This is a genomic window from Methylococcales bacterium (genome assembly GCA_030949405.1).
Lineage (GTDB): Bacteria > Pseudomonadota > Gammaproteobacteria > Methylococcales > Methylomonadaceae > WTBX01.
Genome location: JAUZSN010000002.1, coordinates 2,712,958 through 2,735,574, shown reverse-complemented (window position 1 = coordinate 2,735,574; position 22,617 = coordinate 2,712,958). Strand labels below are relative to the sequence as shown.

22 protein-coding genes and 2 pseudogenes are annotated in these 22,617 nt (G+C 34.1%); 16 read left to right on the top strand and 8 right to left on the bottom strand.

All coding sequences use genetic code 11. From position 1 onward, the window contains the following. Positions 1 to 167 precede the first annotated feature (167 nt). Positions 168 to 1,382, top strand: coding sequence for an FAD-dependent monooxygenase (locus Q9M50_14020; GenBank protein MDQ7091728.1), 1,215 nt, complete (start codon positions 168 to 170; stop codon positions 1,380 to 1,382). Here the strand turns inward: Q9M50_14020 and Q9M50_14015 are convergent. The 4 genes from Q9M50_14015 to Q9M50_14000 form a co-directional block, all read right to left on the bottom strand. After that, on the bottom strand, positions 1,351 to 1,956 hold the full coding sequence (locus Q9M50_14015; GenBank protein MDQ7091727.1) for an NlpC/P60 family protein: 606 nt from the start codon (positions 1,954 to 1,956) through the stop codon (positions 1,351 to 1,353). The two genes, Q9M50_14020 and Q9M50_14015, sit on opposite strands and share 32 nt — an antisense overlap. A 186-nt stretch (positions 1,957 to 2,142) precedes the next feature. Then, complete coding sequence (locus Q9M50_14010; protein ID MDQ7091726.1) at positions 2,143 to 4,695, bottom strand: ribonucleoside-diphosphate reductase, adenosylcobalamin-dependent; 2,553 nt, start codon at positions 4,693 to 4,695, stop codon at positions 2,143 to 2,145. A gap of 149 nt (positions 4,696 to 4,844) precedes the next feature. Then, the gene (gene galU, locus Q9M50_14005; protein ID MDQ7091725.1) at positions 4,845 to 5,723 is read right to left on the bottom strand and encodes a UTP--glucose-1-phosphate uridylyltransferase GalU; all 879 of its coding nucleotides are present in this window, start codon (positions 5,721 to 5,723) and stop codon (positions 4,845 to 4,847) included. A gap of 34 nt (positions 5,724 to 5,757) precedes the next feature. Beyond that, positions 5,758 to 7,998, bottom strand: a complete 2,241-nt coding sequence (locus tag Q9M50_14000; GenBank protein ID MDQ7091724.1) for a DNA translocase FtsK 4TM domain-containing protein — start codon at positions 7,996 to 7,998, stop codon at positions 5,758 to 5,760. A gap of 366 nt (positions 7,999 to 8,364) precedes the next feature. On the opposite strand from Q9M50_14000, the gene Q9M50_13995 reads away from it, so the two are divergent. Both Q9M50_13995 and Q9M50_13990 read left to right on the top strand, forming a co-directional pair. Then, entirely contained in the window at positions 8,365 to 9,594 is a 1,230-nt protein-coding gene (locus tag Q9M50_13995; GenBank protein MDQ7091723.1) for a pyrophosphate--fructose-6-phosphate 1-phosphotransferase, read from the top strand. A 93-nt stretch (positions 9,595 to 9,687) separates the two neighbouring features. Further along, positions 9,688 to 10,599: a peptidylprolyl isomerase gene (locus Q9M50_13990; protein ID MDQ7091722.1), complete on the top strand. Its 912-nt coding sequence runs from the start codon at positions 9,688 to 9,690 to the stop codon at positions 10,597 to 10,599. Between the two features lie 34 nt (positions 10,600 to 10,633). On the opposite strand, the gene Q9M50_13985 is transcribed toward Q9M50_13990, so the two are convergent. After that, positions 10,634 to 11,116, bottom strand: a complete 483-nt coding sequence (locus tag Q9M50_13985) for a hypothetical protein (GenBank protein MDQ7091721.1) — start codon at positions 11,114 to 11,116, stop codon at positions 10,634 to 10,636. 244 nt (positions 11,117 to 11,360) lie between these two features. Further along, complete coding sequence (locus Q9M50_13980) at positions 11,361 to 11,510, bottom strand: hypothetical protein (protein ID MDQ7091720.1); 150 nt, start codon at positions 11,508 to 11,510, stop codon at positions 11,361 to 11,363. Between the two features lie 365 nt (positions 11,511 to 11,875). On the opposite strand from Q9M50_13980, the gene Q9M50_13975 reads away from it, so the two are divergent. The 9 genes and pseudogenes from Q9M50_13975 (at position 11,876) to Q9M50_13935 (ending at position 16,348) form a co-directional block, all read left to right on the top strand. Continuing rightward, complete coding sequence (locus Q9M50_13975; GenBank protein MDQ7091719.1) at positions 11,876 to 12,850, top strand: phospholipase D family protein; 975 nt, start codon at positions 11,876 to 11,878, stop codon at positions 12,848 to 12,850. 192 nt (positions 12,851 to 13,042) lie between these two features. Continuing rightward, entirely contained in the window at positions 13,043 to 13,273 is a 231-nt protein-coding gene (locus tag Q9M50_13970) for a helix-turn-helix transcriptional regulator (GenBank protein ID MDQ7091718.1), read from the top strand. 304 nt (positions 13,274 to 13,577) lie between these two features. After that, positions 13,578 to 13,844 (top strand): hypothetical protein, encoded by a 267-nt coding sequence (locus Q9M50_13965; GenBank protein MDQ7091717.1) that lies wholly within the window; start codon positions 13,578 to 13,580, stop codon positions 13,842 to 13,844. 1 nt (position 13,845) lies between these two features. Further along, positions 13,846 to 14,049 (top strand): hypothetical protein, encoded by a 204-nt coding sequence (locus Q9M50_13960; GenBank protein ID MDQ7091716.1) that lies wholly within the window; start codon positions 13,846 to 13,848, stop codon positions 14,047 to 14,049. Next, positions 14,033 to 14,506 (top strand): transposase family protein, encoded by a 474-nt coding sequence (locus tag Q9M50_13955; GenBank protein ID MDQ7091715.1) that lies wholly within the window; start codon positions 14,033 to 14,035, stop codon positions 14,504 to 14,506. Before Q9M50_13960 ends, Q9M50_13955 begins: the two co-directional genes overlap by 17 nt. 272 nt (positions 14,507 to 14,778) lie before the next feature. Next, positions 14,779 to 14,910 (top strand): hypothetical protein, encoded by a 132-nt coding sequence (locus Q9M50_13950; protein MDQ7091714.1) that lies wholly within the window; start codon positions 14,779 to 14,781, stop codon positions 14,908 to 14,910. A 57-nt stretch (positions 14,911 to 14,967) separates the two neighbouring features. Then, positions 14,968 to 15,297: pseudogene (locus Q9M50_13945) on the top strand (transposase family protein). Positions 15,298 to 15,323: 26 nt separating this feature from the next. Continuing rightward, positions 15,324 to 15,707: a transposase family protein gene (locus Q9M50_13940; GenBank protein MDQ7091713.1), complete on the top strand. Its 384-nt coding sequence runs from the start codon at positions 15,324 to 15,326 to the stop codon at positions 15,705 to 15,707. A 218-nt stretch (positions 15,708 to 15,925) separates the two neighbouring features. Next, complete coding sequence (locus Q9M50_13935; protein ID MDQ7091712.1) at positions 15,926 to 16,348, top strand: HNH endonuclease signature motif containing protein; 423 nt, start codon at positions 15,926 to 15,928, stop codon at positions 16,346 to 16,348. Here the strand turns inward: Q9M50_13935 and dcm (Q9M50_13930) are convergent. Further along, positions 16,338 to 17,036: a DNA (cytosine-5-)-methyltransferase gene (dcm, locus tag Q9M50_13930; GenBank protein MDQ7091711.1), complete on the bottom strand. Its 699-nt coding sequence runs from the start codon at positions 17,034 to 17,036 to the stop codon at positions 16,338 to 16,340. The two genes, Q9M50_13935 and dcm (Q9M50_13930), sit on opposite strands and share 11 nt — an antisense overlap. A gap of 177 nt (positions 17,037 to 17,213) precedes the next feature. Here dcm (Q9M50_13930) and Q9M50_13925 point away from each other — a divergent pair, with 177 nt between their 5' ends. After that, the gene (locus Q9M50_13925; protein ID MDQ7091710.1) at positions 17,214 to 17,684 is read left to right on the top strand and encodes a transposase family protein; all 471 of its coding nucleotides are present in this window, start codon (positions 17,214 to 17,216) and stop codon (positions 17,682 to 17,684) included. 26 nt (positions 17,685 to 17,710) lie between these two features. Next, positions 17,711 to 18,142: pseudogene (locus Q9M50_13920) on the top strand (transposase family protein). A 7-nt stretch (positions 18,143 to 18,149) separates the two neighbouring features. On the opposite strand, the gene dcm (Q9M50_13915) reads toward Q9M50_13920, so the two are convergent. Then, on the bottom strand, positions 18,150 to 18,449 hold the full coding sequence (dcm, locus tag Q9M50_13915; GenBank protein MDQ7091709.1) for a DNA (cytosine-5-)-methyltransferase: 300 nt from the start codon (positions 18,447 to 18,449) through the stop codon (positions 18,150 to 18,152). Positions 18,450 to 18,650: 201 nt separating this feature from the next. On the opposite strand from dcm (Q9M50_13915), the gene Q9M50_13910 reads away from it, so the two are divergent. Then, a complete protein-coding gene (locus Q9M50_13910; GenBank protein MDQ7091708.1) occupies positions 18,651 to 20,504 on the top strand; it encodes an NERD domain-containing protein/DEAD/DEAH box helicase in 1,854 nt (617 codons plus the stop codon). 146 nt (positions 20,505 to 20,650) lie between these two features. After that, entirely contained in the window at positions 20,651 to 22,615 is a 1,965-nt protein-coding gene (locus Q9M50_13905; protein MDQ7091707.1) for an HpaII family restriction endonuclease, read from the top strand. Positions 22,616 to 22,617: the final 2 nt, after the last annotated feature.

Sequence of the window (22,617 nt, the reverse complement as noted above, 5' to 3'; positions counted from 1 at the left end):
GGCATGATAGAGTTCCAAGTCCTATACTTACCAAGTAAGCTTAATGAGTAACGGTTTTAAATCTTCACAATAAAGTGTGAGTTAAACTCTTCTATTTTATCATAATGCGAGTTATGAATAAAATACAAAGCTCTATTCCCAAAAAACTTAACTTAAAATTCATTCAGATGACTCAAAAATTTGATATTATCATTGTCGGTGGTGGCATGGTTGGTGCCGCTGTTGCGTGTGGCCTAGGCGGTAGTAATTTAAATGTTGCTATTATAGAAAAATACCTTCCTGATGAATTTTCAGAGGATCAGCCTCATGACTTGCGGGTTTCCGCATTAAGTATCGCCTCTAAAAATATTATTGAAACGGTCGGGGCTTGGCAAGGTATTTTAAAGCGACGTTATTGTCCATTTAAACGTATGCGTGTTTTTGAAACAACGGGTGATACTGAATTTTGCAGTGATGCGATTAAGCATTCTGAATTAGGGTTTATCGTTGAAAATCGAATAACACAACTTGCTTTATTGGAACGATTACAGCAATTTGAAAATATTAGCTTATTTGCGCCCGTCGGTATTAAAAAAATAGATTATTCACTCACAGAAACCCAATTAGAACTTGATAATGGCCAATTATTAGAGACAACAATGCTTATTGCCGCAGACGGCGGTCAGTCACGGGTACGACAAAGTGTTGGTTTAGGTGTCACCAGTTGGGATTATCAGCAACATGCGATGGTTATTTATGTTGAAACCGATTATCCACAACAAGATATTACTTGGCAGCGTTTTACCCCCGAAGGTCCTCAAGCTTTTTTACCGCTGACCGATTATTATGGTTCGGTTGTTTGGTATAATTCAGCAGATGAAGTACGGCGATTGAAGGCTTTATCTTATCCTGAATTAAGACAGGAATTAATAGCCGCTTTTCCTGATTGTCTTGGAAAAATCACACAAATTCTAGGCGTTGCCAGTTTTCCATTAAGGCGGCAACATGCTCAAAGTTATGTTAAACAAGGCGTTGCTTTAGTCGGTGATGCCGCGCACATGATTAACCCATTAGCAGGGCAGGGGGTTAATATTGGCTTGTTGGATGCGGCTGCGTTGGCCGAAGTGTTAGTTGATGCGGCTAAAAACGGCGAAAATATTGCTGACGTAACGATTTTAAAGCGTTATGAATCCTTACGTCGCAATGAAAATTTAAAAATGATGACCGTTATGGATATTTTTTATCGTGTTTTTAGTAATAAAGTAGTTCCAATTAAATTTTTAAGGAATTTAGGCTTAGGATTAGCGGAGCGGGTTTTACCTGTTAAAAATAAGATTATGAAAGCGGCAATGGGCCTTGAAGGAAAATTACCTAAACTTGCTCGCGGCGAATCAATTGACTAAAGAAATCGGTCGTTTTAAAGGCAACGCGTTTAGCTTTCCAATATTTTTTAGCCCAGTATCCCTTGTTTAACTTTGATTTCATCACGCCTTTGCTTGATGACGTATGGATAAAGATATTATCTTTCAAATAAATACCGACATGCCTAACCCGAGGACTGGTTTTAAAAAAAACTAAATCACCTGTTTTCAACTTATTTTTTGGAATCGACTTGCCTAGCTTGACTTGTAAACCTGTTGTGCGCGGCACTTTAAGGTCAAATTGATTTAAAAATGTTAATTGAACAAAGCCTGAGCAATCGACCCCTCGTTTACTTAAGCCCCCCATTCGATGTTTAACCGCTTTCCATTCTTCAAAAAACTTTTCTAATAATTCAATGGATCGCTTTACTGATTTTTCTTCTGCTGTAAGTGGGGTAATTGAGCATTTTAATGGGTTGTTATAGGGCTTTTTTACAAAAAAAGGCGTTTCCCATGTTACTGGTTTTAATGAGGATACTTGCGTTAGTTTTGTTTTGGGTGCCCCAGTACAACCGACTAAAAAAGTAATAGTCAATAAGGTTAATAGTTTAATCATAGTCTCTATTTAAATTAACGGCAAATTTGTAACGGCGAAATTTTTTTTAATTGTAGCAAATTACTTACAAAGAAACAAATTAAAAGGAAAATTACCTAAGATGGACATAACCCATCTTAGGGTGCGAATTTAGTTTGGCTCTATTTTTTAAATAGAACTTAAAAAATAGTTTTTACGTTTGAAGGTCTAAAATTTTCCATAATAGCCTTCTTTCAAGGCATCAAATAAATTTGCTGCTGAGTGTATTTCACCATCATATTCAACATCTTCATTGCCTTTTAATTCAACTTTAGTCCCATCTTCTAAGGTGAACTGATACGTGGTATTTTCTAAATCAGCCTCTTTGACTAATACACCTTGAAAGACTTCAGGATTAAAACGAAAGGTGGTACAACCTTTTAAACCCTTTTCATAGGCATATTGATAAATATCTTTGAAATCATCATAAGGATAATCGGTGGGTACATTGGCGGTTTTTGAAATTGAAGAGTCTATCCATTTTTGTGCAGCGGCTTGAATATCGACATGTTGTTTAGGAGTAACATGGTCGGCAGAAATAAAATAATCAGGTAATTGATGGTCTGGGTTATCACTATAAGGCATCGCCTCGGCATTAATTAAGGCACGGTAAGCCAATAATTCAAATGAATAGACATCCACTTTCTCTTTTGATTTTTTACCCTCACGAATAATATTACGCGAATAATGATGGGCAAAACTGGGTTCAATGCCATTGCTGGCATTATTGGCTAATGATAAAGAAATTGTACCGGTGGGCGCTATGCTGGTTGCGTGAGTAAATCGCGCTCCTATTTCAATCAATTCGGCGACTAATTCAGGCTCTGCCTCAGCAACCCGCTGCATATAACGACTATATTTAGCATGTAATACTTTACCTGCAATTTTATCACCGACGTTATAACCATCCGTTACCATTTCAGGACGTTTATGTAACATCTCCCCCGTTACCGTAAATATTTTTTCCAAAATTGGAGCAGTGCCTTTTTCTTTAGCCAAAGCGAGACCTTCTTTCCAGCCTTCAATCGCTAACACTTTTGTAATTTCTTCGGTGAACGTAAGTGATTGTTCATCGCCGTATTTCATTCCCAACATGGTGACCGTTGAGCCTAAGCCTAAATAACCCATGCCATGACGGCGTTTTGAAATAATTTCTTCGCGTTGTTTTTCTAAAGGCAGGCCGTTTATTTCGACGACATTATCTAACAAGCGGGTAAAAATTCGGATTGCTTTACGATAAGTATCCCAGTCAAAGGATGATTCATTAGTAAACGGTTTTTTTATGAAACGAGTTAGGTTAATTGAGCCAAGTAAACAACTTCCGTATGGGGGTAGGGCTTGTTCACCACAACCACGATTAACAATACCTTCTGTAATCCAAGTATCTGATTTAGGCTCATACAAATCATAAACATTACTAAAGCCATCCGCTTCAATTTTAGTAATACTCGTTGAATATAAATTATCTTTATCATAGGTTCTAATTAAATCACCTACATTTAAATTTTCTAAGCGTTTATTTTTATTAATTGAACCTTTTCCATCCAGCGTATGAAAGATATGGGCTTTTGTTGCACGTAATGTTTTACCGTTAGCAAATGAAACTCGTAAAACCGCTACATTGTTATGCTTTTCAACGGTTTTAACTATTCCTTCACCATCAATAGTCGAAATAGTATCCCCTTCTATGATAGTCTCAACTTTTCGTAATCCCGTTGGCGTTAAAACGAGTGTACCTTCGGCAAGACATGGATTAGTCGCACGAATATTTTCGCAATACCAGTTATTATTCATTTCATTGACTTTATCAATTAAGATAAAACCTGGCTCGGCATAATCATAGGTTGAGGACATAATAATGTCCCATAAACGTTTAGCGGGAATGGTTTTAATAATTCGACAAGCAACTAACCCCGCTTCATTATTCACATATTGATCTGTATTAGGTAAATCACGCCAGATAATTTTCTCAACATCCTTTAAATCTAAATTATCTTGTTTAACTTCTTTTGCTCTAACAGGAAAAGATAATGGCCAAGCAGAATCATTTTTAACCGCTTCAATAAATTCGCTGGTAATTAATAAAGAAAGATTAAATTGACGTAAACGCCCATCTTCGCGTTTTGCACGAATAAACTCAATAACATCAGGGTGGCAAATATCAAAAGTTGCCATTTGCGCGCCCCGTCGTCCGCCAGCCGAAGACACTGTAAAGCACATTTTGTCGTAAATATCCATAAATGACAACGGCCCAGAAGTATACGCACCTGCGCCTGAAACGTACGCGTCTTTGGGTCTAAGGGTTGAAAATTCATAACCGATTCCGCACCCAGCTTTTAATGTCAACCCCGCTTCATGAACTTTATTTAAAATATCATCCATGCTATCTTCGATGATTCCGCTAACAGTACAGTTGATCGTCGAAGTCGCAGGCTTATGTTTTTCAGCCCCTGCATTAGAAATAATACGCCCCGCAGGAATCGCCCCTTGTCGTAAAACCCATAAAAACTCTTGATAATATTTCTTTTGTAAATCCTTGGTCTTCTCAACCGCCGCGAGTGCTTTAGCTATCCGTTGATAAGTGGCATCAATATCTTTATCAACAGGGTTCCCCTCTTTAGTTTTTAAACGGTATTTAGTTTCCCAAATATCTATAGATGCATTTTGTAAGGAAATTTCAGTAATAGGAGCGTTTGGCGTAGGTGATAATGATGCGGACATTAATGCGATTCCTGACAAGTATATTTAAACAAGGCAGGGATTTTACAGTAAGCTGCATTGCTTTGCAGATTCATTTTTAATAAAAAAAGTTGTTTTTTATCAATAATTTACGAGAATATGGTTTTTTAAACTTACTATTTATCAATTAGTTATAAGTCAATATTTTTTAAATAAGCTAAGAACTCTGTTTTAATTTCAGGGTGTAATAAAGCGTGTTCAACATTAGCAATTAAATAGCCTAATTTAGAGCCACAATCGTAGCGTCTTCCTTCAAATTTATAGCTTAATATAGATTCTTCTTGTAATAATTTTGCAATGGCATCCGTTAGTTGAATTTCGCCCCCTCGTCCTTTTCCCAAAGAATCAAGGTGTTTAAAGATTGCTGGAGTCAGAATATAGCGACCAATAACGGCAAGATTAGAGGGGGCTTCTTCAGGATTTGGCTTTTCAATAATGGAAACTAAATTCCCCACCCTTTCATTTTGTGGCTGGATGGAAACAATACCGTATTTATCCGTTTCTTCTTTGGCAACGGATTCTACGGCCAAAATACTGGCGTTCTGTTCATCAAATAATTCAATTAATTGGCGCGTACAGCCTTTTTCGCCATTCTTTCTTACTAAGTCATCGGCTAATAACACCACAAAAGGTTCATCACCAATAATAGGTTTTGCACAATTCACCGCATGACCTAACCCTAACGCTTGATTTTGACGAATAAAAACACAAGAAACATGAGAGGGAAGGATGTTTTTTAATTGATTAACCAGTTCAAACTTCCCTTTTTTTTCTAATTCTGCTTCCAATTCATAGGTTTTATCAAAATGATCTTGAATACAATGTTTATTCCGACCTGTAATAAAAATAAGCGTTTCAATACCTGCGTCAATGGCTTCTTCGACAGCATATTGAATTAAGGGCTTATCAACGATAGATAGCATTTCTTTTGGGTTAGCTTTAGTCGCTGGTAAAAATCGTGTTCCCAATCCTGCGACTGGAAAAACAGCCTTTGTTATTTTTTGTTGCATTTAAATTCCTTGTTTATAATATCTATTTTTTGTTTTATTCATCTAACGCGGGCGAGAGAACGGTACGAGAACCATTATGCTCAGGCCCACTAATCACACCCGCCTCTTCCATTTCATCAATCATTCTTGCTGCGCGGTTATAACCGACTTTTAATCGTCTTTGAACGCTAGAAATAGAGGCTTTTCGACTCTCAATAACAAAAGCAACCGCCTGATCGTATAAAACATCGATTTCAGAGTCTGATGCCGTTATATTCATTTTATCTAACCCTGGAATGGGTTCTTTCGATTCGTCTAAAATAGTAGTCAAATAATTGGTGGGTGCGGTGGTTTTTAAAAACTCAACCACGCTGTGTACTTCATCATCATCGACAAAGGCTCCATGCGCGCGTATGGGAATACTTGTTCCTGGGGGCAAATAAAGCATATCACCATTGCCTAATAAACCTTCGGCTCCACTTTGATCTAAAATAGTTCGTGAATCTATACGTGATGACACTTGAAATGATATTCGTGTTGGAACATTCGCCTTAATTAAACCTGTTAGGACATCGACAGAGGGGCGTTGTGTGGCTAAAATTAAATGAATCCCAGCGGCACGTGCTTTTTGAGCTAAACGAGCAATCAGTTCCTCAACTTTTTTACCCACAATCATCATCATGTCAGCTAATTCATCAATAACAATGACAATATGAGGTAAGGCTTCAAGTGACGGTTTATGTTGCTTTCCTTCGATCAGTGGGTCAGGTTGAAATAAAGGATCAAGAATGGGATGACCTTGCTCAATAGCGCGTTCTATTTGATGATTAAAGCCTTGTAAATTTCTAACGCCGAGTTTAGACATTAATTTATAGCGGCGTTCCATTTCAGCAACCGCCCAACGTAGCGCATTACTGGCTTCTTTCATGTCGGTAACAACAGGCGTTAATAAATGGGGAATTCCTTCATAAACAGATAACTCCAGCATCTTGGGGTCAATCATAATGAGCCGTATTTTTTTCGGGCTGGATTTAAATAATAAGCTTAAAATCATGGTATTAATGGCCACTGACTTTCCTGAGCCTGTTGTTCCTGCGACTAATAAGTGGGGCATTTTTCCTAAATCAGCCATGACGGGTTTTGATGCAATATCTTTACCTAAAATTAACGTAAGCGGGGATTTTGCATCAGAAAATTCTTTTGAATTAACTAATTCATTAAATGACACTATTTCGCGTTCTTTATTCGGGATTTCGAGTCCAATAACGGGCTTTCCTGGAATAACATCCACGATACGCACACTTTGAACGGATAACCCTCGTGCTATATCCTTGGTTAACCCACTGACCTTACTTACCTTTATTCCAGGGGCTAAGAGTAATTCAAAGCGTGTAATAACAGGCCCTGGAAATTTATCGACGACCTTTACAGAGATATTAAACTCATCTAATACAGTTTCGACTAAATCAGCAATGGTTTCTAATTCTGTTTTTGAATAACCTTTAATTTTTTTCTTATGTTTAACCAGTAAAGACGCATCTGGCAAAGCCGCATGATAAACAGGGGTTGGTTTTTTGGAAATTTTAGCGGATTTGTTAGTGTTATTGTTAGGTTTTGATTTTTTAAGGGGGAAGTCATTGGGTTTATTAGCATCCAACGATGGTTCCTCATAAAGACTGGAAAAAGCCTCGTCAGAATTATCCGTTTCTGAACGATCAGTAATAGCGTGATGTAATTTGATCGCTACTTGACAGGTGTGTTTCCCAACCCAATCCATAATTGAAAACCAAGAGGGGCCGCTAAAAATGGTCATCCCTAAAATAAAAATACCCAGTATTAAACGAGGAGCGTAGCCATCACTGAAAAGAAATAACATACTATCGCCTGCCATTTCACCTAAAATGCCTCCTCGTCCGTGAGGTAATTCAATCGATAAACTTGGAATATAGAGGTAAAAAATAGCGGTCCCAGCGAGTACTGTAATTGCTAATCCTAGCGCTGACAATAATGTATTTAGCGGGCCTTTAGGTTGTTTGCGTTGAAATAATAAATAGCTATGCCATGCAAGCATAAAAGGAAATAAAAAGGCCATAAAACCAAAGAGACTTAAGGTAATATCAGCAACCCACGCGCCCATAGTGCCTAAAATATTATTAATTTCGAGTGAGCCATCACTTGATGTCCACGCACTGTCATTTTTATCATAGCTAAATAAAATAACAGAGGATACGAATGCAAAAACAAAAAATAGGATTGATAATGAAATTTGTAGGATCTTAGGTCTATCTCCTGTCATAAAATACTCTCAAGTAATCAAAAATTTAGGCTAAATACTTCACGTATTATAGACGATATTCGTATTTTTTACTTTAATTGAGACTTAGCTCTAAAAATTCGGAAACGGAAGTCTTAAAGAGAATGTGTTAAAATTTGATAAAATTTAACCTTACTATCACGTGATTAATGAGTGAAAACTTGATTAAATTGACGTTCAAATACCTTACGTTATGAGGGAATTAAAAATAATAACTCCCCTTTTATGCTAATCAAAATAACTCAAGTTTCGTTATTGAGGGTTTAAATTTTTGCTGGTATTGACCGAGTAAAAATAAACACTATTCTGTCAATATTCTCATTTTTAACATGACTATCTATAAATATTATGAATAAACCTAAAAAAGTAGCACTTTTAACCGCAGGTGGACTCGCCCCTTGCCTTAACTCTGCCGTTGGAAGCTTAATTGAGCGTTATAGTGAGATTGATCCCAGTATTGAGATAATTTGCTATCGCAGTGGCTATAAGGGTCTATTATTAGGCGATTATTATTCGGTCACGCCTGAAATTCGGGCCAATGCAGGACGATTACAAAAAATAGGCGGTTCTAGTATTGGTAACAGCCGCGTTAAATTAACGAATATTAAAGATTGCATCAAACGCGGTTTGGTTAAAGAAGGTCAAGACCCACAAAAAGTGGCGGCTGAACAGCTTATCAAAGATGGCGTAGACGTTTTACACACCATTGGGGGCGATGATACCAATACCGCAGCGGCTGATTTAGCGGCTTATTTGGCAAAAAATGATTATGGTTTAACCGTTATCGGGTTACCTAAAACGGTTGATAATGATGTGTTTCCCATTAAACAATCATTAGGCGCGTGGACAGCCGCCGAGCAAGGGGCGAAATATTTTCAAAATGTGGTTGATGAAAATAATTCTAACCCACGAATGTTAATCATTCATGAAGTTATGGGGCGTAATTGCGGTTGGCTAACGGCGGCAACGGCACAAGAATACCGTAAATTATTAGATAAAACGGACTGGTTACCTGAATTAGGATTAACGCGTGACGCGTTTGAAGTTCATGCCGTTTTTATTCCTGAAATGGCACTGGATCTTGCGGCCGAAGCAAAACGCTTACGCACAGTGATGGATCAGGTAGATTGTGTGAATATTTTTGTTTCAGAAGGCGCGGGCGTGGAGGCTATTGTTGCTGAAATGGAAGCGCAAGGACAGGAAGTTCCCCGTGATGCGTTTGGTCATATTAAATTAGATGCGGTCAATCCTGGAAAGTGGTTGGGTGAGCAATTTGCAGAAATGATTGGTGCCGAAAAAACCTTAATTCAAAAATCAGGTTATTTTGCCCGTGCTGCGGCGGCCAATACCGAAGATATGCGATTAATTAAATCCTGTGCGGATTTAGCGGTTGAATGTGCGTTACGTCGTGAATCAGGGGTTATTGGACATGATGATGACCAAAATGATGTTTTACGCGCCATTGAGTTTCCACGGATTAAAGGCGGTAAACCGTTTGATATTGAATGTGATTGGTTTACACAAACATTAGCCGACATTGGGCAAACAAAAGGGACGTTGGTTAACGTTACCCATTAGTTTTTATTTTTAGATTATTAAAAAAATGAATCTTCGGGGAATTTTTCGCCTCGAAGATTTTACTATGACACGCTGAAAATTAAGGTTTATTTCATGAATAAACGTTCTCTCATCCTCTCTTTTTGTTTACTGGTTGTTGCACCAACGTTCGTTATCGCAAATCCTTTTGTTGATGTTGAAACTAACCGTGGGACATTTACGGTGAATTTAAACCCTGAAGCGGCCCCGATATCGGTTGCTAATTTTTTAAGCTATGTTGATTCAAATTTTTACGATAACACCTTGTTTCATCGTGTTATTAGTAATTTTATGGTTCAAGGCGGCGGGTTTGGTACGGATTTGGTTATGAAGCAAACGCTTGCCCCTATTGTTCTGGAATCAAATAATGGTTTATTGAATAAACGGGGGACGATTGCAATGGCACGAACGAATGATCCTAATTCAGCAACGGCTCAATTTTTTATTAATAATGTGGATAATAGTTTTTTAGATTATACCGAAACTAATTCGGGTTATGCTGTTTTTGGTGAGGTTGTTGCAGGAATGGAAGCCATTGATAGTATCAGTGCATCCGCGACTAATACGCAGGATATTCCGCTTGAATCCGTCGTTATTAATACCGTTCGTCGTAGAGAAGGGCAGCTAGCCTTTACCGCGTTAAAAACAAGTTACGCCGTGGGTGAAATAATTAATGTCTCTGTTCAAGAGTCAGGAATTACCCGTGAGGTGGCTTTAGATTTATGGGCCGCTATCTTATTACCTAATGGGAAATTTCTCTATTTAACGGATGATGGGGTTTCATTTACCTTCACACCGACGGTTTTTAAGCGGGCAGTTACTGTGGATAATACCGCTCATATACTTTTAAATTTTACTATTCCAGAAGGAATTTCTGGAAACTATACCTTGTTTGCACTTTTTAATGAAGCCGATAAAGGCGTGGGTGATTTACTGCATTCATTACGTTCTAATATTGTACAAACAGAAATTAGTCTTACAGAGTAATGGTTATAGCGTTCATTTAGCGTGAACATAGTATTTAAAGAGCTAATAGCTGTTTATATTTTTCCTCACTAATAAGGCCGCTAATGGCCGTGCGTTGATGATGTTTATCAAAAAAATAGGTTCTAGGGAGTTCGCCATACCAGTTAGGATCAATTTCAAAGCGTAATTTAGCGGCATGGCCTTCAAAAAATCCCCAGTTTTCTAAGTCGATTAAATTATATTTCGTTAAAATGTGATTAATTTCAGCATTAGCACTTAGGTCATCTACGGTCAGTAGGATTAAATTTAATTTAGGCTGTTGTTGATGAAGTGTTGAAATAAAAGCCATTTCTTTTAAACAGGGTGAGCAAGTAATCGACCAAATAATCAAGACAAAGGGTTTATTTTTATAGTGGTTTAAAAGTTGCTGATAACTGCCTTGCTGAAATTTTTTAAAATGAGTTTCTTCTGAATGTGCGATAGAGTGGACATTCGCGATTAATAAACCTAAAAGAAGTACGATTATTTTAATGTTCATAATTAACTTATATTACGCAGATTGGCCTCTTGATTTTATTCAGTCAATAAAAATTTAGTAAGGCATAAGGTTATTAAGGGTTAAATTTATATGGTTTTATGGGTTGGAGTGTTTGCCTATGAAATGGTAGTCATTTATATTTTTATTAGTTGAATCTAAAAAACTCGCTCAACTTACAAAGAAACTATACGCCTAAGTATTTGATATTGAAAGTTACGATATGATAATTGGAGTCAGTGTTAAATTAAATTAAATTGACTTTCACTTCAGTGCTATGGGTTTGCATTTTTTGGAATAGAATAAAGTGTTTTATCCAATCACAATAACAGGATTCTGTATGACGGGAATAATGTTTAACACGAATAATATTCCTGACTTCATCTAGTATTTTCATATTTTAGTTGACATTTTTAGGCTAAGGTTTAAAATGAATTTCAAGTCCAATCATAAGGCAAAGTTGCCTGAACATCCAGTGACACGCATATTATAAAGGCAAATTTACCTGAAAAGGTAAAAGAAGGGCAAATATGCTTATTTATCCTGCTATATCGGTTTATTCGGGCAAACTTGCCTATTAATAAATTGTTATCAGGTCGAGCGAGACAACGACCTGATAATGCGTCTGTGAGCGGATACCGTACGCCAAACTTGCCATCAAGCACCTAAGCGGCGACCTGATAACAAGTCTGTCGAACGGACGAAACTCGCAAACTCTTTCGCCGCTCACAGACGCATTAGCTTTCATAAGGAGTATCACCCATGTTTCTAAATGAAGTCGATATTAGAACGTCAATTTCTGAATTATTTTCTGAGTCTGAACATGTTGACTGTGCAGTAGCCTTTGTTGGTGAAAAAGCTTTAGAGCTTATTCCAAAAAATTGTAAAGTTAGAATGATTTGTAATCTTGAATCTGGTGCAACTAATCCTCATACAATTAAAGCTCTTTTTGAAAACGATGTAGAAATAAAAACATCTGAAAAATTACATGCCAAGGTATATATTGGAGATAATAGCACTATTATTGGTTCTGCTAATTTATCAGCTAATGGCTTGGGTTTAGAAGGAGATGAAATTACAGGCTGGATAGAGGCAGGCTACAAAGAAGAGACCAAGGATGGACAGAATAAGATAAGACAATGGTGGTTAAGGCATTGGGAGAATTCAAAAATAATTACGGAAAGAGATATTGAAAAATATAGCAAGCTATGGGCTGTCAGGAGAAATTCAAGATCAAAAATACAAAGTGACCAATCATTGTTGAGCGTGCTTTCTTCTAATCCAGAAAGAATTAAAGACAGAAGAATATTTTTTGTCCTATATACTGAAAATAATTTGAGTGATGAAGCCCAAAACATTTTAGATAATGCGCAAAAAAATGAATCTAAATATGGTGTAAATGTAGAAGCCTACGAAGGTTGGGAAGAACTCCCTGAAAACTCATATTTAATTGATTTTTATGTTGGCCCTAGAGGTGGCGTTACATATCAGGGCATTTACAAAACACCTGAGAAAAAAATTATTATCAAGTTCCCAGATCGTGATGGGGAAAGTGAAACTCTATTTCTTTGTTATAAAACAGAAAAAATCAACGGCTATTCTGTAATAGCATCAGATTTTGATAACATGAAAACAGCTATAAAAGAAATGTTGAAAAATAAATCTATTGGCATTGGTAATTGTGGTGCTAAATATATTGAAATAATGGATGCGAGAAGCTTTATTGTCAAAAGCTAACAATCAAATCCACTTGACCGTAAAAAGCGTCACGCCTTTTGCTGTCGCAAAAGCCCCGCCCCTTTTTACGTCAAGTGATTTGGGCGTTATGCAAAAAAACACGTTCTGTAAAACTTTCTAAAAACTAGGTATTTATATAATGTGACATATTGTCCGTTGACTCTTAGTCTACATCCTAAGATGATAGCTACCATGAAAAATGACAGAGTGTTTATATTAAATTCCTTTGCTAAGAACCTAAAGGTAAAACGGGAAAATTTCGGTGTTTCACAAGCAAAACTTGCGGAAATTTGCGAGTTGGATAGAACTTATATAAGTATGCTTGAAACTGGAAAACGCAACCCTTCTTTAATTAATCTTGTAAAGCTTTCAAATGCTCTAAAAATAACAACTAGCTGTTTATTAGAGGGCGTTGAAGGATAATGACAAGGTTATATATAAAAAATATCAAAATTATTCAAAAAAATAAGATTGAGGGGTGTTACGAGATTGTCTTTAATGACAATAGAATTATTAAAATGCATAAACGGAGAACTATCCCAGCTCTGCTTACTTTAATAGACTTGTTCTTCTAAATAAAATATATTAAAATCAATTGCTTATATATACTTGATAACATTCACAATCAGTTGATACAGCCTAATAAATAAACTTTAAATTAAATTATTAAAAATAATAAATAAGCTTTATAATAAATTTCTATAAAAAATAAAAATCAAAGTATAACATGAAAATAAAAGAAATTTTACCAAGAATTTATGATGATAGACAGTTAAGAGCTTTAACAGGATTAAAAACAGAACATTTTATTTTACTATTATCTCTATTTGAAAAGACCCTTATTGAAGATCAAAAAGAAAAACATGAAAATAAAGAAAGAAAATACGGTAGTGGTTTAGATAGCACATTAAAAACACCCGCAGACAAATTATTATTTATATTAAATTATATGAAGTGCTATTCTACTTTCGATCACTTAGGGGTTTTCTTTTAATATGAATAAATCATGCGCCCATACTCATGTATACAAATTATTTCCAATTTTAATAAAGACGTTAGATATATTTAATGTTTTACCTGCAACAAGTTTTTCAACCCCTGAAGAAATGCAGCAGGCTTTTGGCGGAGTTCAAACATTGATAATAGATGCTACAGAGCGTGCTGTACAACGCCCTAGTGACTATGAAGAACAAAATTAATTTTACAGTGGTAAAAAAACAGCATACAATTAAAAATACCACTATAGCTTCTTTAGGTCATTTAATTTTATATATTGGGGTTAGTTTTCCGTGTAAAAATCATGATTATGGAATGTTTAAAAAAGAATTTAATCCAGAATTAAATTGGTTTAGTAATTTTAATATATTTATTGATTTAGGTTATTTGGGGTTTAATAATGAATATAAAACTAATTCGGTAAATATTCCTCATAAAAAACCAAATAAATCTAAGCATAATCCAAACCCAACATTAACAGAAAATCAAAAAAAAGAAAACAAAGAGATGAGTCGTGAAAGAGTCATTGTTGAGCATGTAATCGGTGGAATGAAAAGATATAGATGCCTAGTTGACAAGTTTAGAAATAAAAAAGAAGGTGTAAAAGATTTATTTTCTTTTTTAGCGGCTATCCTATGGAATTTTAACATGATATATTAACTTCTTCTTAAAGAACAAGTCTATTAAGTCATGGGCATATTACGGCAATTGTTAACGCTTTCTTTGTAAATACAAAATTTTGCGTAAATGGAATTCCTTATATTAGACTTGTTCTTCTAAATAAAATATATTAAAATCAATTGCTTATATATACTTGATAACACTCACAATCAGTTGATACAGCCTAATAAATAAACTTTAAATTAAATTATTAAAAATAATAAATAAGCTTTATAATAAATTTCTATAAAAAATAAAAATCAAAGTATAACATGAAAATAAAAGAAATTTTACCAAGAATTTATGATGATAGACAGTTAAGAGCTTTAACAGGATTAAAAACAGAACATTTTATTTTACTATTATCTCTATTTGAAAAGACCCTTATTGAAGATCAAAAATAAAAACATGAAAATAAAGAAAGAAAATACGGTAGTGGTTTAGATAGCACATTAAAAACACCCGCAGACAAATTATTATTTATATTAAATTATATGAAGTGCTATTCTACTTTCGATCACTTAGGGTTTTCTTTTAATATGAATAAATCATGCGCTCATACTCATGTATACAAATTATTTCCAATTTTAATAAAGACGTTAGATATATTTAATGTTTTACCTGCAACAAGTTTTTCAACCCCTGAAGAAATGCAGCAGGCTTTTGGCGGAGTTCAAACATTGATAATAGATACTACAGAGCGTGCTGTACAACGCCCTAGTGACTATGAAGAACAAAATGAATTTTACAGTGGTAAAAAAAACAGCATACAATTAAAAATACCACTATAGCTTCTTTAGGTCATTTAATTTTATATATTGGGGTTAGTTTTCCAGGTAAAAATCATGATTATGGAATGTTTAAAAAAGAATTTAATCCAGAATTAAATTGGTTTAGTAATTTTAATATATTTATTGATTTAGGTTATTTGGGGTTTAATAATGAATATAAAACTAATTCGGTAAATATTCCTCATAAAAAACCAAATAAATCTAAGCATAATCCAAACCCAACATTAACTGAAAAACAAAAAAAAGAAAACAAAGAGATGAGTCGTGAAAGAGTCATTGTTGAGCATGTAATCGGTGGAATGAAAAGATATAGATGTCTAGTTGACAAGTTTAGAAATAAAAAAGAAGGTGTAAAAGATTTATTTTCTTTTTTAGCGGCTATCCTATGGAATTTTAACATGATATATTAACTTCTTCTTAAAGAACAAGTCTAATAAAGCATGGAGAAGGCTGTGAAAGTGACTTAACAAATACAACTGATAACCTTAAAAAATTAAAAATTGAGTTAGATAGTCGAATTCCAGATAATCTGATACTTGATTCATATTCAGATGCAAACAAACCATTTAGCGAGCTTTGGAATGAAGAAGGTTTTGTTTTTATTAAAAATCCAGTCGGTGAAAAAAGATTGGGAGGTCAAAAGTATGTTTTAGATTTTGAAGATCATGAAAAACTTTTTAACGCCACTAAAAAGGCAAAAAGAAAACAACCTAATAAAGTCACACAAAGGGAAATATTGAAAACCCAAAAAGGGTTATGTAATTTTTGTGGCTCAAAAATAAAGTCAGCAAAAGATATTCCTCATAATGTATTTGCTAAGGATAGAGTTAGGCTCGTATGGGATCATAGAGTTCCTGTAGAAAAAGGCGGGGATAGTGAGCAAAAAAACTATCAGGCACTCTGTTTTTATTGTAATAAATGTAAATGGCAAATATGTAATATATGTGATTTAAATTCAGAGAGCTGCATGTCATGCGCTCTAGGATATATAGAAAAAAGTAATATAATTTCACCGACAAAAGAAGATATAAAAGACCGTATTAAGCGGTAGCTATAATTTCTTTTCCTATAGCGGATATTACGGGGGGGCATACCGCATTAGCAAGCCCTTTAATGGAAGGTGTTCGTGATACAGGGAAGTTAAAAGCATCAGGAAATCCCATTATTCTTTGCATTTCGAGAACACTTAAATGCCTTTTTTCTTTGCTATATATTGGAATCATTGCGCCACCACCACTAATACTAACCGCTAGAGTTGGCAATGGTTTATTTATAGATAAGGCTCTTACTCCACTTGAGCGGAGTTGATAAATACAGTCGTTTAAATCTATATCTTTATCAGCTCTTTCAAGTTTTTTCCTTGTTTTAGGTATGGTAAAGGGTAAATCTTCTTCTGTTAGTTTTCCTGAATAGTAATCAACATAATATTTCCATCGTTTTCCTAAAGGAATAGAGCAGTCATTCTTATTAATAATATTACTTATAGGGACTCTATTGTTGCTACCTTGGGGAAAAGAAAAGCTAGAAATATTTAAATCCGATCTAAAAGCAACAATAAATAATCTGCTTCTGGATTGAGGTATATTAAACTTAGCACTATCAATAACCTCATAAAATGGTTGATAGCCAATATCTTCAAGCTCTTTAATATACTCTTTGAAAATTCTCCCTTTATCCATTGAATACAAGTTTTTAACATTTTCTAAGAAAATTATTTTAGGTTTTTTGTGTGAGCAAATTCGTATAATAGACTTGTTCTTCTAAATAAAATATATTAAAATCAATTGCTTATATATACTTGATAACACTCACAATCAGTTGATACAGCCTAATAAATAAACTTTAAATTAAATTATTAAAAATAATAAATAAGCTTTATAATAAATTTCTATAAAAAATAAAAATCAAAGTATAACATGAAAATAAAAGAAATTTTACCAAGAATTTATGATGATAGACAGTTAAGAGCTTTAACAGGATTAAAAACAGAACATTTTATTTTACTATTATCTCTATTTGAAAAGACCCTTATTGAAGATCAAAAAGAAAAACATGAAAATAAAGAAAGAAAATACGGTAGTGGTTTAGATAGCACATTAAAAACACCCGCAGACAAATTATTATTTATATTAAATTATATGAAGTGTTATTCTACTTTCGATCACTTAGGGTTTTCTTTTAATATGAATAAATCATGCGCCCATACTCATGTATACAAATTATTTCCAATTTTAATAAAGACGTTAGATATATTTAATGTTTTACCTGCAACAAGTTTTTCAACCCCTGAAGAAATGCAGCAGGCTTTTGGCGGAGTTCAAACATTGATAATAGATGCTACAGAGCGTGCTGTACAACGCCCTAGTGACTATGAAGAACAAAATTAATTTTACAGTGGTAAAAAAAACAGCATACAATTAAAAATACCACTATAGCTTCTTTAGGTCATTTAATTTTATATATTGGGGTTAGTTTTCCAGGTAAAAATCATGATTATGGAATGTTTAAAAAAGAATTTAATCCAGAATTAAATTGGTTTAGTAATTTTAATATATTTATTGATTTAGGTTATTTGGGGTTTAATAATGAATATAAAACTAATTCGGTAAATATTCCTCATAAAAAACCAAATAAATCTAAGCATAATCCAAACCCAACATTAACTGAAAATCAAAAAAAAGAAAACAAAGAGATGAGTCGTGAAAGAGTCATTGTTGAGCATGTAATCGGTGGAATGAAAAGATATAGATGCCTAGTTGACAAGTTTAGAAATAAAAAAGAAGGTGTAAAAGATTTATTTTCTTTTTTAGCGGCTATCCTATGGAATTTTAACATGATATATTAACTTCTTCTTAAAGAACAAGTCTATTATGTTCAAAAAGATTGCCTCTATCATCAGCTTTCCCTTCTCTTTTTCCAGCAATAGAAAAAGGTTGGCATGGAAAGCCACCACAAAAAACATCAAAGTCTGGTATATCGTTAATTTTAATATCAACAATTGAATTATTTGAAAATTCATCTGTTGAAAAGTTACTCTGGTAAATCGCATTTGAATCCAAATTTATATCATTTGAAAATACGCATTGCCAGCCTATACTCTCTAAACCGAGCCTAAAACCACCGATACCTGAAAAAAAGTCTGCAAATTTCATGGGTTGAATTATCCCACATAAGTGACTTATTGTCTACATAAAAATGAAAATTATTTTTATAGGTTTATGTGCTATATAATGCATAACAATCAAATCCACCTGACCGTTTAAAGCGTCATTTTTTTGCAAAGAGCCGCAAAAAAAACCGCCACTTTAAACGGCATGTGATTTGGTCGTTAGGTCACAACAGGGAGCATACCATTGTCTAGATTTATTTCTCCACCATTAGATCAGTTTGATAAATTACGCCAACCATTAACTGAAGGTGAAAGAATTGTATTTGATCTTTTTAATGAACATCTACCGATAGAATGGGAAATTTATCTTCAACCTCATTTGAATGGTTTACGTCCAGATTTTGTACTTTTACATCCACAAGTTGGGATAGCTGTTTTTGAAGTAAAAGATTGGAATTTACAAGCCATGAAGTATAGCGTTGTAGAGCGCACTTTAAAGTCACCAATACTAATAGGTGAAAAGGATGGAAAGCAGTTCTCATTGCAAAGCCAGAATCCTATAGAAAAAATATGTAGGTATAAGCAAGAAATCCATGAATTGTATTGTCCTCGTATTGATGGTAAGGCAGGGTTTGCAGCTATAACTGCTGGAGTTATATTTCCTTTTGCTACTGATGAATCTATAAAACAATTATTTGCTAAAAGTTTAAATTATAGAGGGATGGAGAAATATCCAAGCTATAACCCATTAACAGGTGCAAACTCTGTTCAATCTGGAAATATAAATGCTGTATTTCCAGAAGGTTTTAGGCGATATTCAAAATTTATGAATGATGAGTTAGCTAAAGATTTGAGAAATTGGCTAATAGAACCTGATTTCTCGATAACTCAGAGGCAGCCTTTGGATCTTGATCAAACACAAATATCATTTGTTAAGTCACGAACAAAGTCAGGTTACCGCAGAATTAAAGGAGCTGCTGGGTCAGGTAAATCACTAATCTTAGCAGCAAGAGCAGCTGAGCTACTTGGGGAGGGTAAAAGGGTTTTAGTTGTTACTTTTAATATTACCCTGCTTCATTATCTTATGGATATTTCAGTTCGTTGCCCTCAGTCAGCGGGAAAAACACGTAAAGATATTACATGGCTTAATTTTCATTTTTGGTGTAAAAGGGTATGCCAAGAAAATGACTTTGAAGAAGAGTATAAAAATATTTGGGCGAATAATGAAAATGTAAATGAGGTTCTTAGTCTAGAGTTACCCAGCCTTGTTTCATCAATACTAAATGACTCATCCAATATTACAGAAAAATATGACGCTGTTTTAGTGGATGAAGGGCAGGACTTTATGCCCAGTTGGTGGGAGCTTTTACGAAAAGTATGTAAAACAGATGGTGAAATGCTACTTGTTGCTGATGCAACTCAAGATATTTATGATAAGGCAAGTGCATGGACAGATGAAGCAATGAATGGAGCTGGTTTTCGTGGTGACTGGGCGGAACTAAAAATCAGCTATAGATTACCATTATTAGCCCTTGAGTACTCTAGAAAATTTGCAGAATTATTTTTACTTAAGGAAACTGTAAATTTACCTGTATCGGAACAAAGTGAATTAAATATGTTTCCATGTGCTTTAAAGTGGGTACACACTTCGTCTAATTTAGTCGCTCAGGTATGTAGGGAAGAATTATTTTTATTAGCTACAGATGCAGAGTCAGATTTAGTTTCTATACCTGACATAACATTTTTATCTGATACCAATAGTAAAGGTCTTGAGGTAATCTCTGAACTAGGTTCTAAAGGAGTTAACTCATGTCATACATTTTCTAATGATACTCGCGAATCAAGAAGAAAAAAAATGGGTTTTTATATGGGTGATTCACGAATCAAAGCAACTACACTTCATAGCTTTAAAGGATGGGAGTCAAGAGCTATTGTAATTTTTATTGGACAATCAGTGGATAAAAAATCATTGGCTCTAATATATACAGGTCTAACTCGACTAAAAAGACATTTAGATGGAAGTTATTTAACTATTGTTTCATGTTCAAGTGAGTTAATTCCTTATGGAAAAACATGGCCTGAATATGTTGAAAAATGACCTAACAAACAAATCCACTTGACCGTAAAAAGCGTCACGCCTTTTGCTGTCGCAAAAGCCCCGCCACTTTTTACGTCAAGTGATTTGGGTGTTATGTGTAAAGGTAATTGAGGTAGCAATAATATATGAAAGGTAATTATTAAATAATGAGTGATTTTAAGTTTATAGATTTATTTGCTGGCATTGGCGGTTTTCACATCGCTATGGAATCACTAGGTGGAGAATGTGTGTTTTCTTCAGAAATAGATCCTTTTGCTAGAAAAACCTATGAGCATAACTTTAAAAAATCAAATCCCACTCTCTTTAATGAGGGGATGTTTAATGATGATATAAGAAAAATAAATCCTATAGACCTACCTGATTTTGATATTTTATGTGCTGGTTTTCCCTGTCAACCTTTTAGTCAAGCAGGTCATAAAAGAGGATTTAATGACACACATAAGTCCGAGAGAGGTAATTTATTTTTCAATATTGTCGAAATATTAGAAGCAAAAAAACCTAAAGCATTTTTTTTAGAGAATGTGAGAGGCATTGTTAATCATGATAACGGCAACACTTTTAAAGTTATTCAAGATATTATTGAAAATGAACTTGGGTATAGCTTTCACTACCAAGTCGTAAAAGCATCTGATTATGGTTTACCTCAACTAAGACCTAGAGTATTTATGATTGGGTTTAAAAATGAAGGGATGTTATCAAGTTTCTTATTTCCTCCTAAAATCCCCCTAAAGTTTAATATGTCTAATGTTTGGAAGGGTGAGTGTTCCAGAGAAATTGGATTTACTTTAAGAGTTGGCGGGAGAGGTTCAAATATTAATGATCGTAGAAATTGGGATTCATATCTTGTTGATGGCGAAGTAAAAAAAATTATGCCAGAACAAGCAAGAAAAATGCAAGGTTTTCCTGAAAGTTTTGAATTTCCCGTTGCTAATACGCAAGCAATGAAACAGTTAGGTAATAGTGTTGCCATTGATGCAATTAAGACATGTGGAAAAGCTATGATCGCTCACTTAAAAACATTGATAAATATTGGAGATAATATGGGAAATACCAAAAATAAAGGAGAATGGACGGAGCTATATTCATTTTTAAAACTTATAAATGATAAAAAGCTAATGCTCTCTAATGAAAATCTTAATATCAATAACCATGCTGATTGCTTTAATGTAACCAAAGTAACAACATTGAATATTGTAGAGTCTTGTTATTTACTAGAAAGTGATGAGGTTTTAGTGAAAAATGAAACAACAAGTTTGGAAGAAAAAATAAAAGTATCTGATTTTTTAAACAATAGCGTTTTAAAAAACCTAGCTTCAATAATAAAATCTGGCAATAGAACATTTAATATCCCTGAATTTGATTTAATACAAAACAAATTAGGTATTTCTATTGTAAATGGTGGGAATAGCAATCAAAAATCAGATATTGTTTTAGATATAAATAATAACCAAATTTCCAAAGAAAATGAAGGTTTTGGAATTAAATCCTATTTGGGAAGTAAGCCTACTTTACTTAATGCGTCTGGAAATACTAATTTTATCTTTGAAATTTTGAACTTTGAACCCAGTAAAATAGATGTTGTAAACTCAATTAACACTAGAACAAAATTAAAAGATAGAATTGAAAAAATTCATACTCTAGGGGGTACATTTAGATTTAGTAAAATAGAAACTGAATCAATGGAATATAATCTTTCAATGGTGGATAGTTCAATTCCTGAAATAGTATCAACAATGTTACTGGAGTTTTATCTAAACAGAACCAATGGGATAAGCTCTAATTTAGAAAATGTATTTAATAATGTGAACACATTTGGCTCTGATTTGATTTCTTTACAAGTCAAACTGAAGCGATTATTAGTTGCGATATTATTAGGGTTTTTTGCAGGAAAAAAATGGGATGGTAACTATGTATCAAATGGTACTATCGTTGTAAAAGAAACTGGCGAGCAAGTAGGATTTCACATTATAGATAAAGTTTCATTAGAAAATTATTTATTTAAAAATATTAAATTTGATACTCCATCAACAACGAGACACCGATTTGGTAGCCTAATTTTAGAAAATGATGGAAAAGTCTATTTTAAACTTAATATGCAGTTAAGATTTTAAAA

What these genes read in the sequence shown, in the direction of transcription:
- Q9M50_14015 (MDQ7091727.1), bottom strand. Translation starts at nt 1,956, where the DNA reads ATGATTAAACTATTAACCTTATTGACTATTACTTTTTTAGTCGGTTGT.
- Q9M50_14020 (MDQ7091728.1), top strand. Translation starts at nt 168, where the DNA reads ATGACTCAAAAATTTGATATTATCATTGTCGGTGGTGGCATGGTTGGT.
- Q9M50_13950 (MDQ7091714.1), top strand. Translation starts at nt 14,779, where the DNA reads ATGAAAATAAAAGAAATTTTACCAAGAATTTATGATGATAGACAGTTA.
- Q9M50_13980 (MDQ7091720.1), bottom strand. Translation starts at nt 11,510, where the DNA reads ATGAAAATACTAGATGAAGTCAGGAATATTATTCGTGTTAAACATTAT.
- Q9M50_13995 (MDQ7091723.1), top strand. Translation starts at nt 8,365, where the DNA reads ATGAATAAACCTAAAAAAGTAGCACTTTTAACCGCAGGTGGACTCGCC.
- Q9M50_13975 (MDQ7091719.1), top strand. Translation starts at nt 11,876, where the DNA reads ATGTTTCTAAATGAAGTCGATATTAGAACGTCAATTTCTGAATTATTT.
- Q9M50_13990 (MDQ7091722.1), top strand. Translation starts at nt 9,688, where the DNA reads ATGAATAAACGTTCTCTCATCCTCTCTTTTTGTTTACTGGTTGTTGCA.
- dcm (MDQ7091709.1), bottom strand. Translation starts at nt 18,449, where the DNA reads ATGAAATTTGCAGACTTTTTTTCAGGTATCGGTGGTTTTAGGCTCGGT.
- Q9M50_14000 (MDQ7091724.1), bottom strand. Translation starts at nt 7,998, where the DNA reads ATGACAGGAGATAGACCTAAGATCCTACAAATTTCATTATCAATCCTA.
- Q9M50_13925 (MDQ7091710.1), top strand. Translation starts at nt 17,214, where the DNA reads ATGAAAATAAAAGAAATTTTACCAAGAATTTATGATGATAGACAGTTA.
- Q9M50_13985 (MDQ7091721.1), bottom strand. Translation starts at nt 11,116, where the DNA reads ATGAACATTAAAATAATCGTACTTCTTTTAGGTTTATTAATCGCGAAT.
- Q9M50_13955 (MDQ7091715.1), top strand. Translation starts at nt 14,033, where the DNA reads ATGAAGAACAAAATTAATTTTACAGTGGTAAAAAAACAGCATACAATT.
- Q9M50_13960 (MDQ7091716.1), top strand. Translation starts at nt 13,846, where the DNA reads ATGAATAAATCATGCGCCCATACTCATGTATACAAATTATTTCCAATT.
- galU (MDQ7091725.1), bottom strand. Translation starts at nt 5,723, where the DNA reads ATGCAACAAAAAATAACAAAGGCTGTTTTTCCAGTCGCAGGATTGGGA.
- Q9M50_14010 (MDQ7091726.1), bottom strand. Translation starts at nt 4,695, where the DNA reads ATGTCCGCATCATTATCACCTACGCCAAACGCTCCTATTACTGAAATT.
- Q9M50_13970 (MDQ7091718.1), top strand. Translation starts at nt 13,043, where the DNA reads ATGAAAAATGACAGAGTGTTTATATTAAATTCCTTTGCTAAGAACCTA.
- Q9M50_13905 (MDQ7091707.1), top strand. Translation starts at nt 20,651, where the DNA reads ATGAGTGATTTTAAGTTTATAGATTTATTTGCTGGCATTGGCGGTTTT.
- Q9M50_13965 (MDQ7091717.1), top strand. Translation starts at nt 13,578, where the DNA reads ATGAAAATAAAAGAAATTTTACCAAGAATTTATGATGATAGACAGTTA.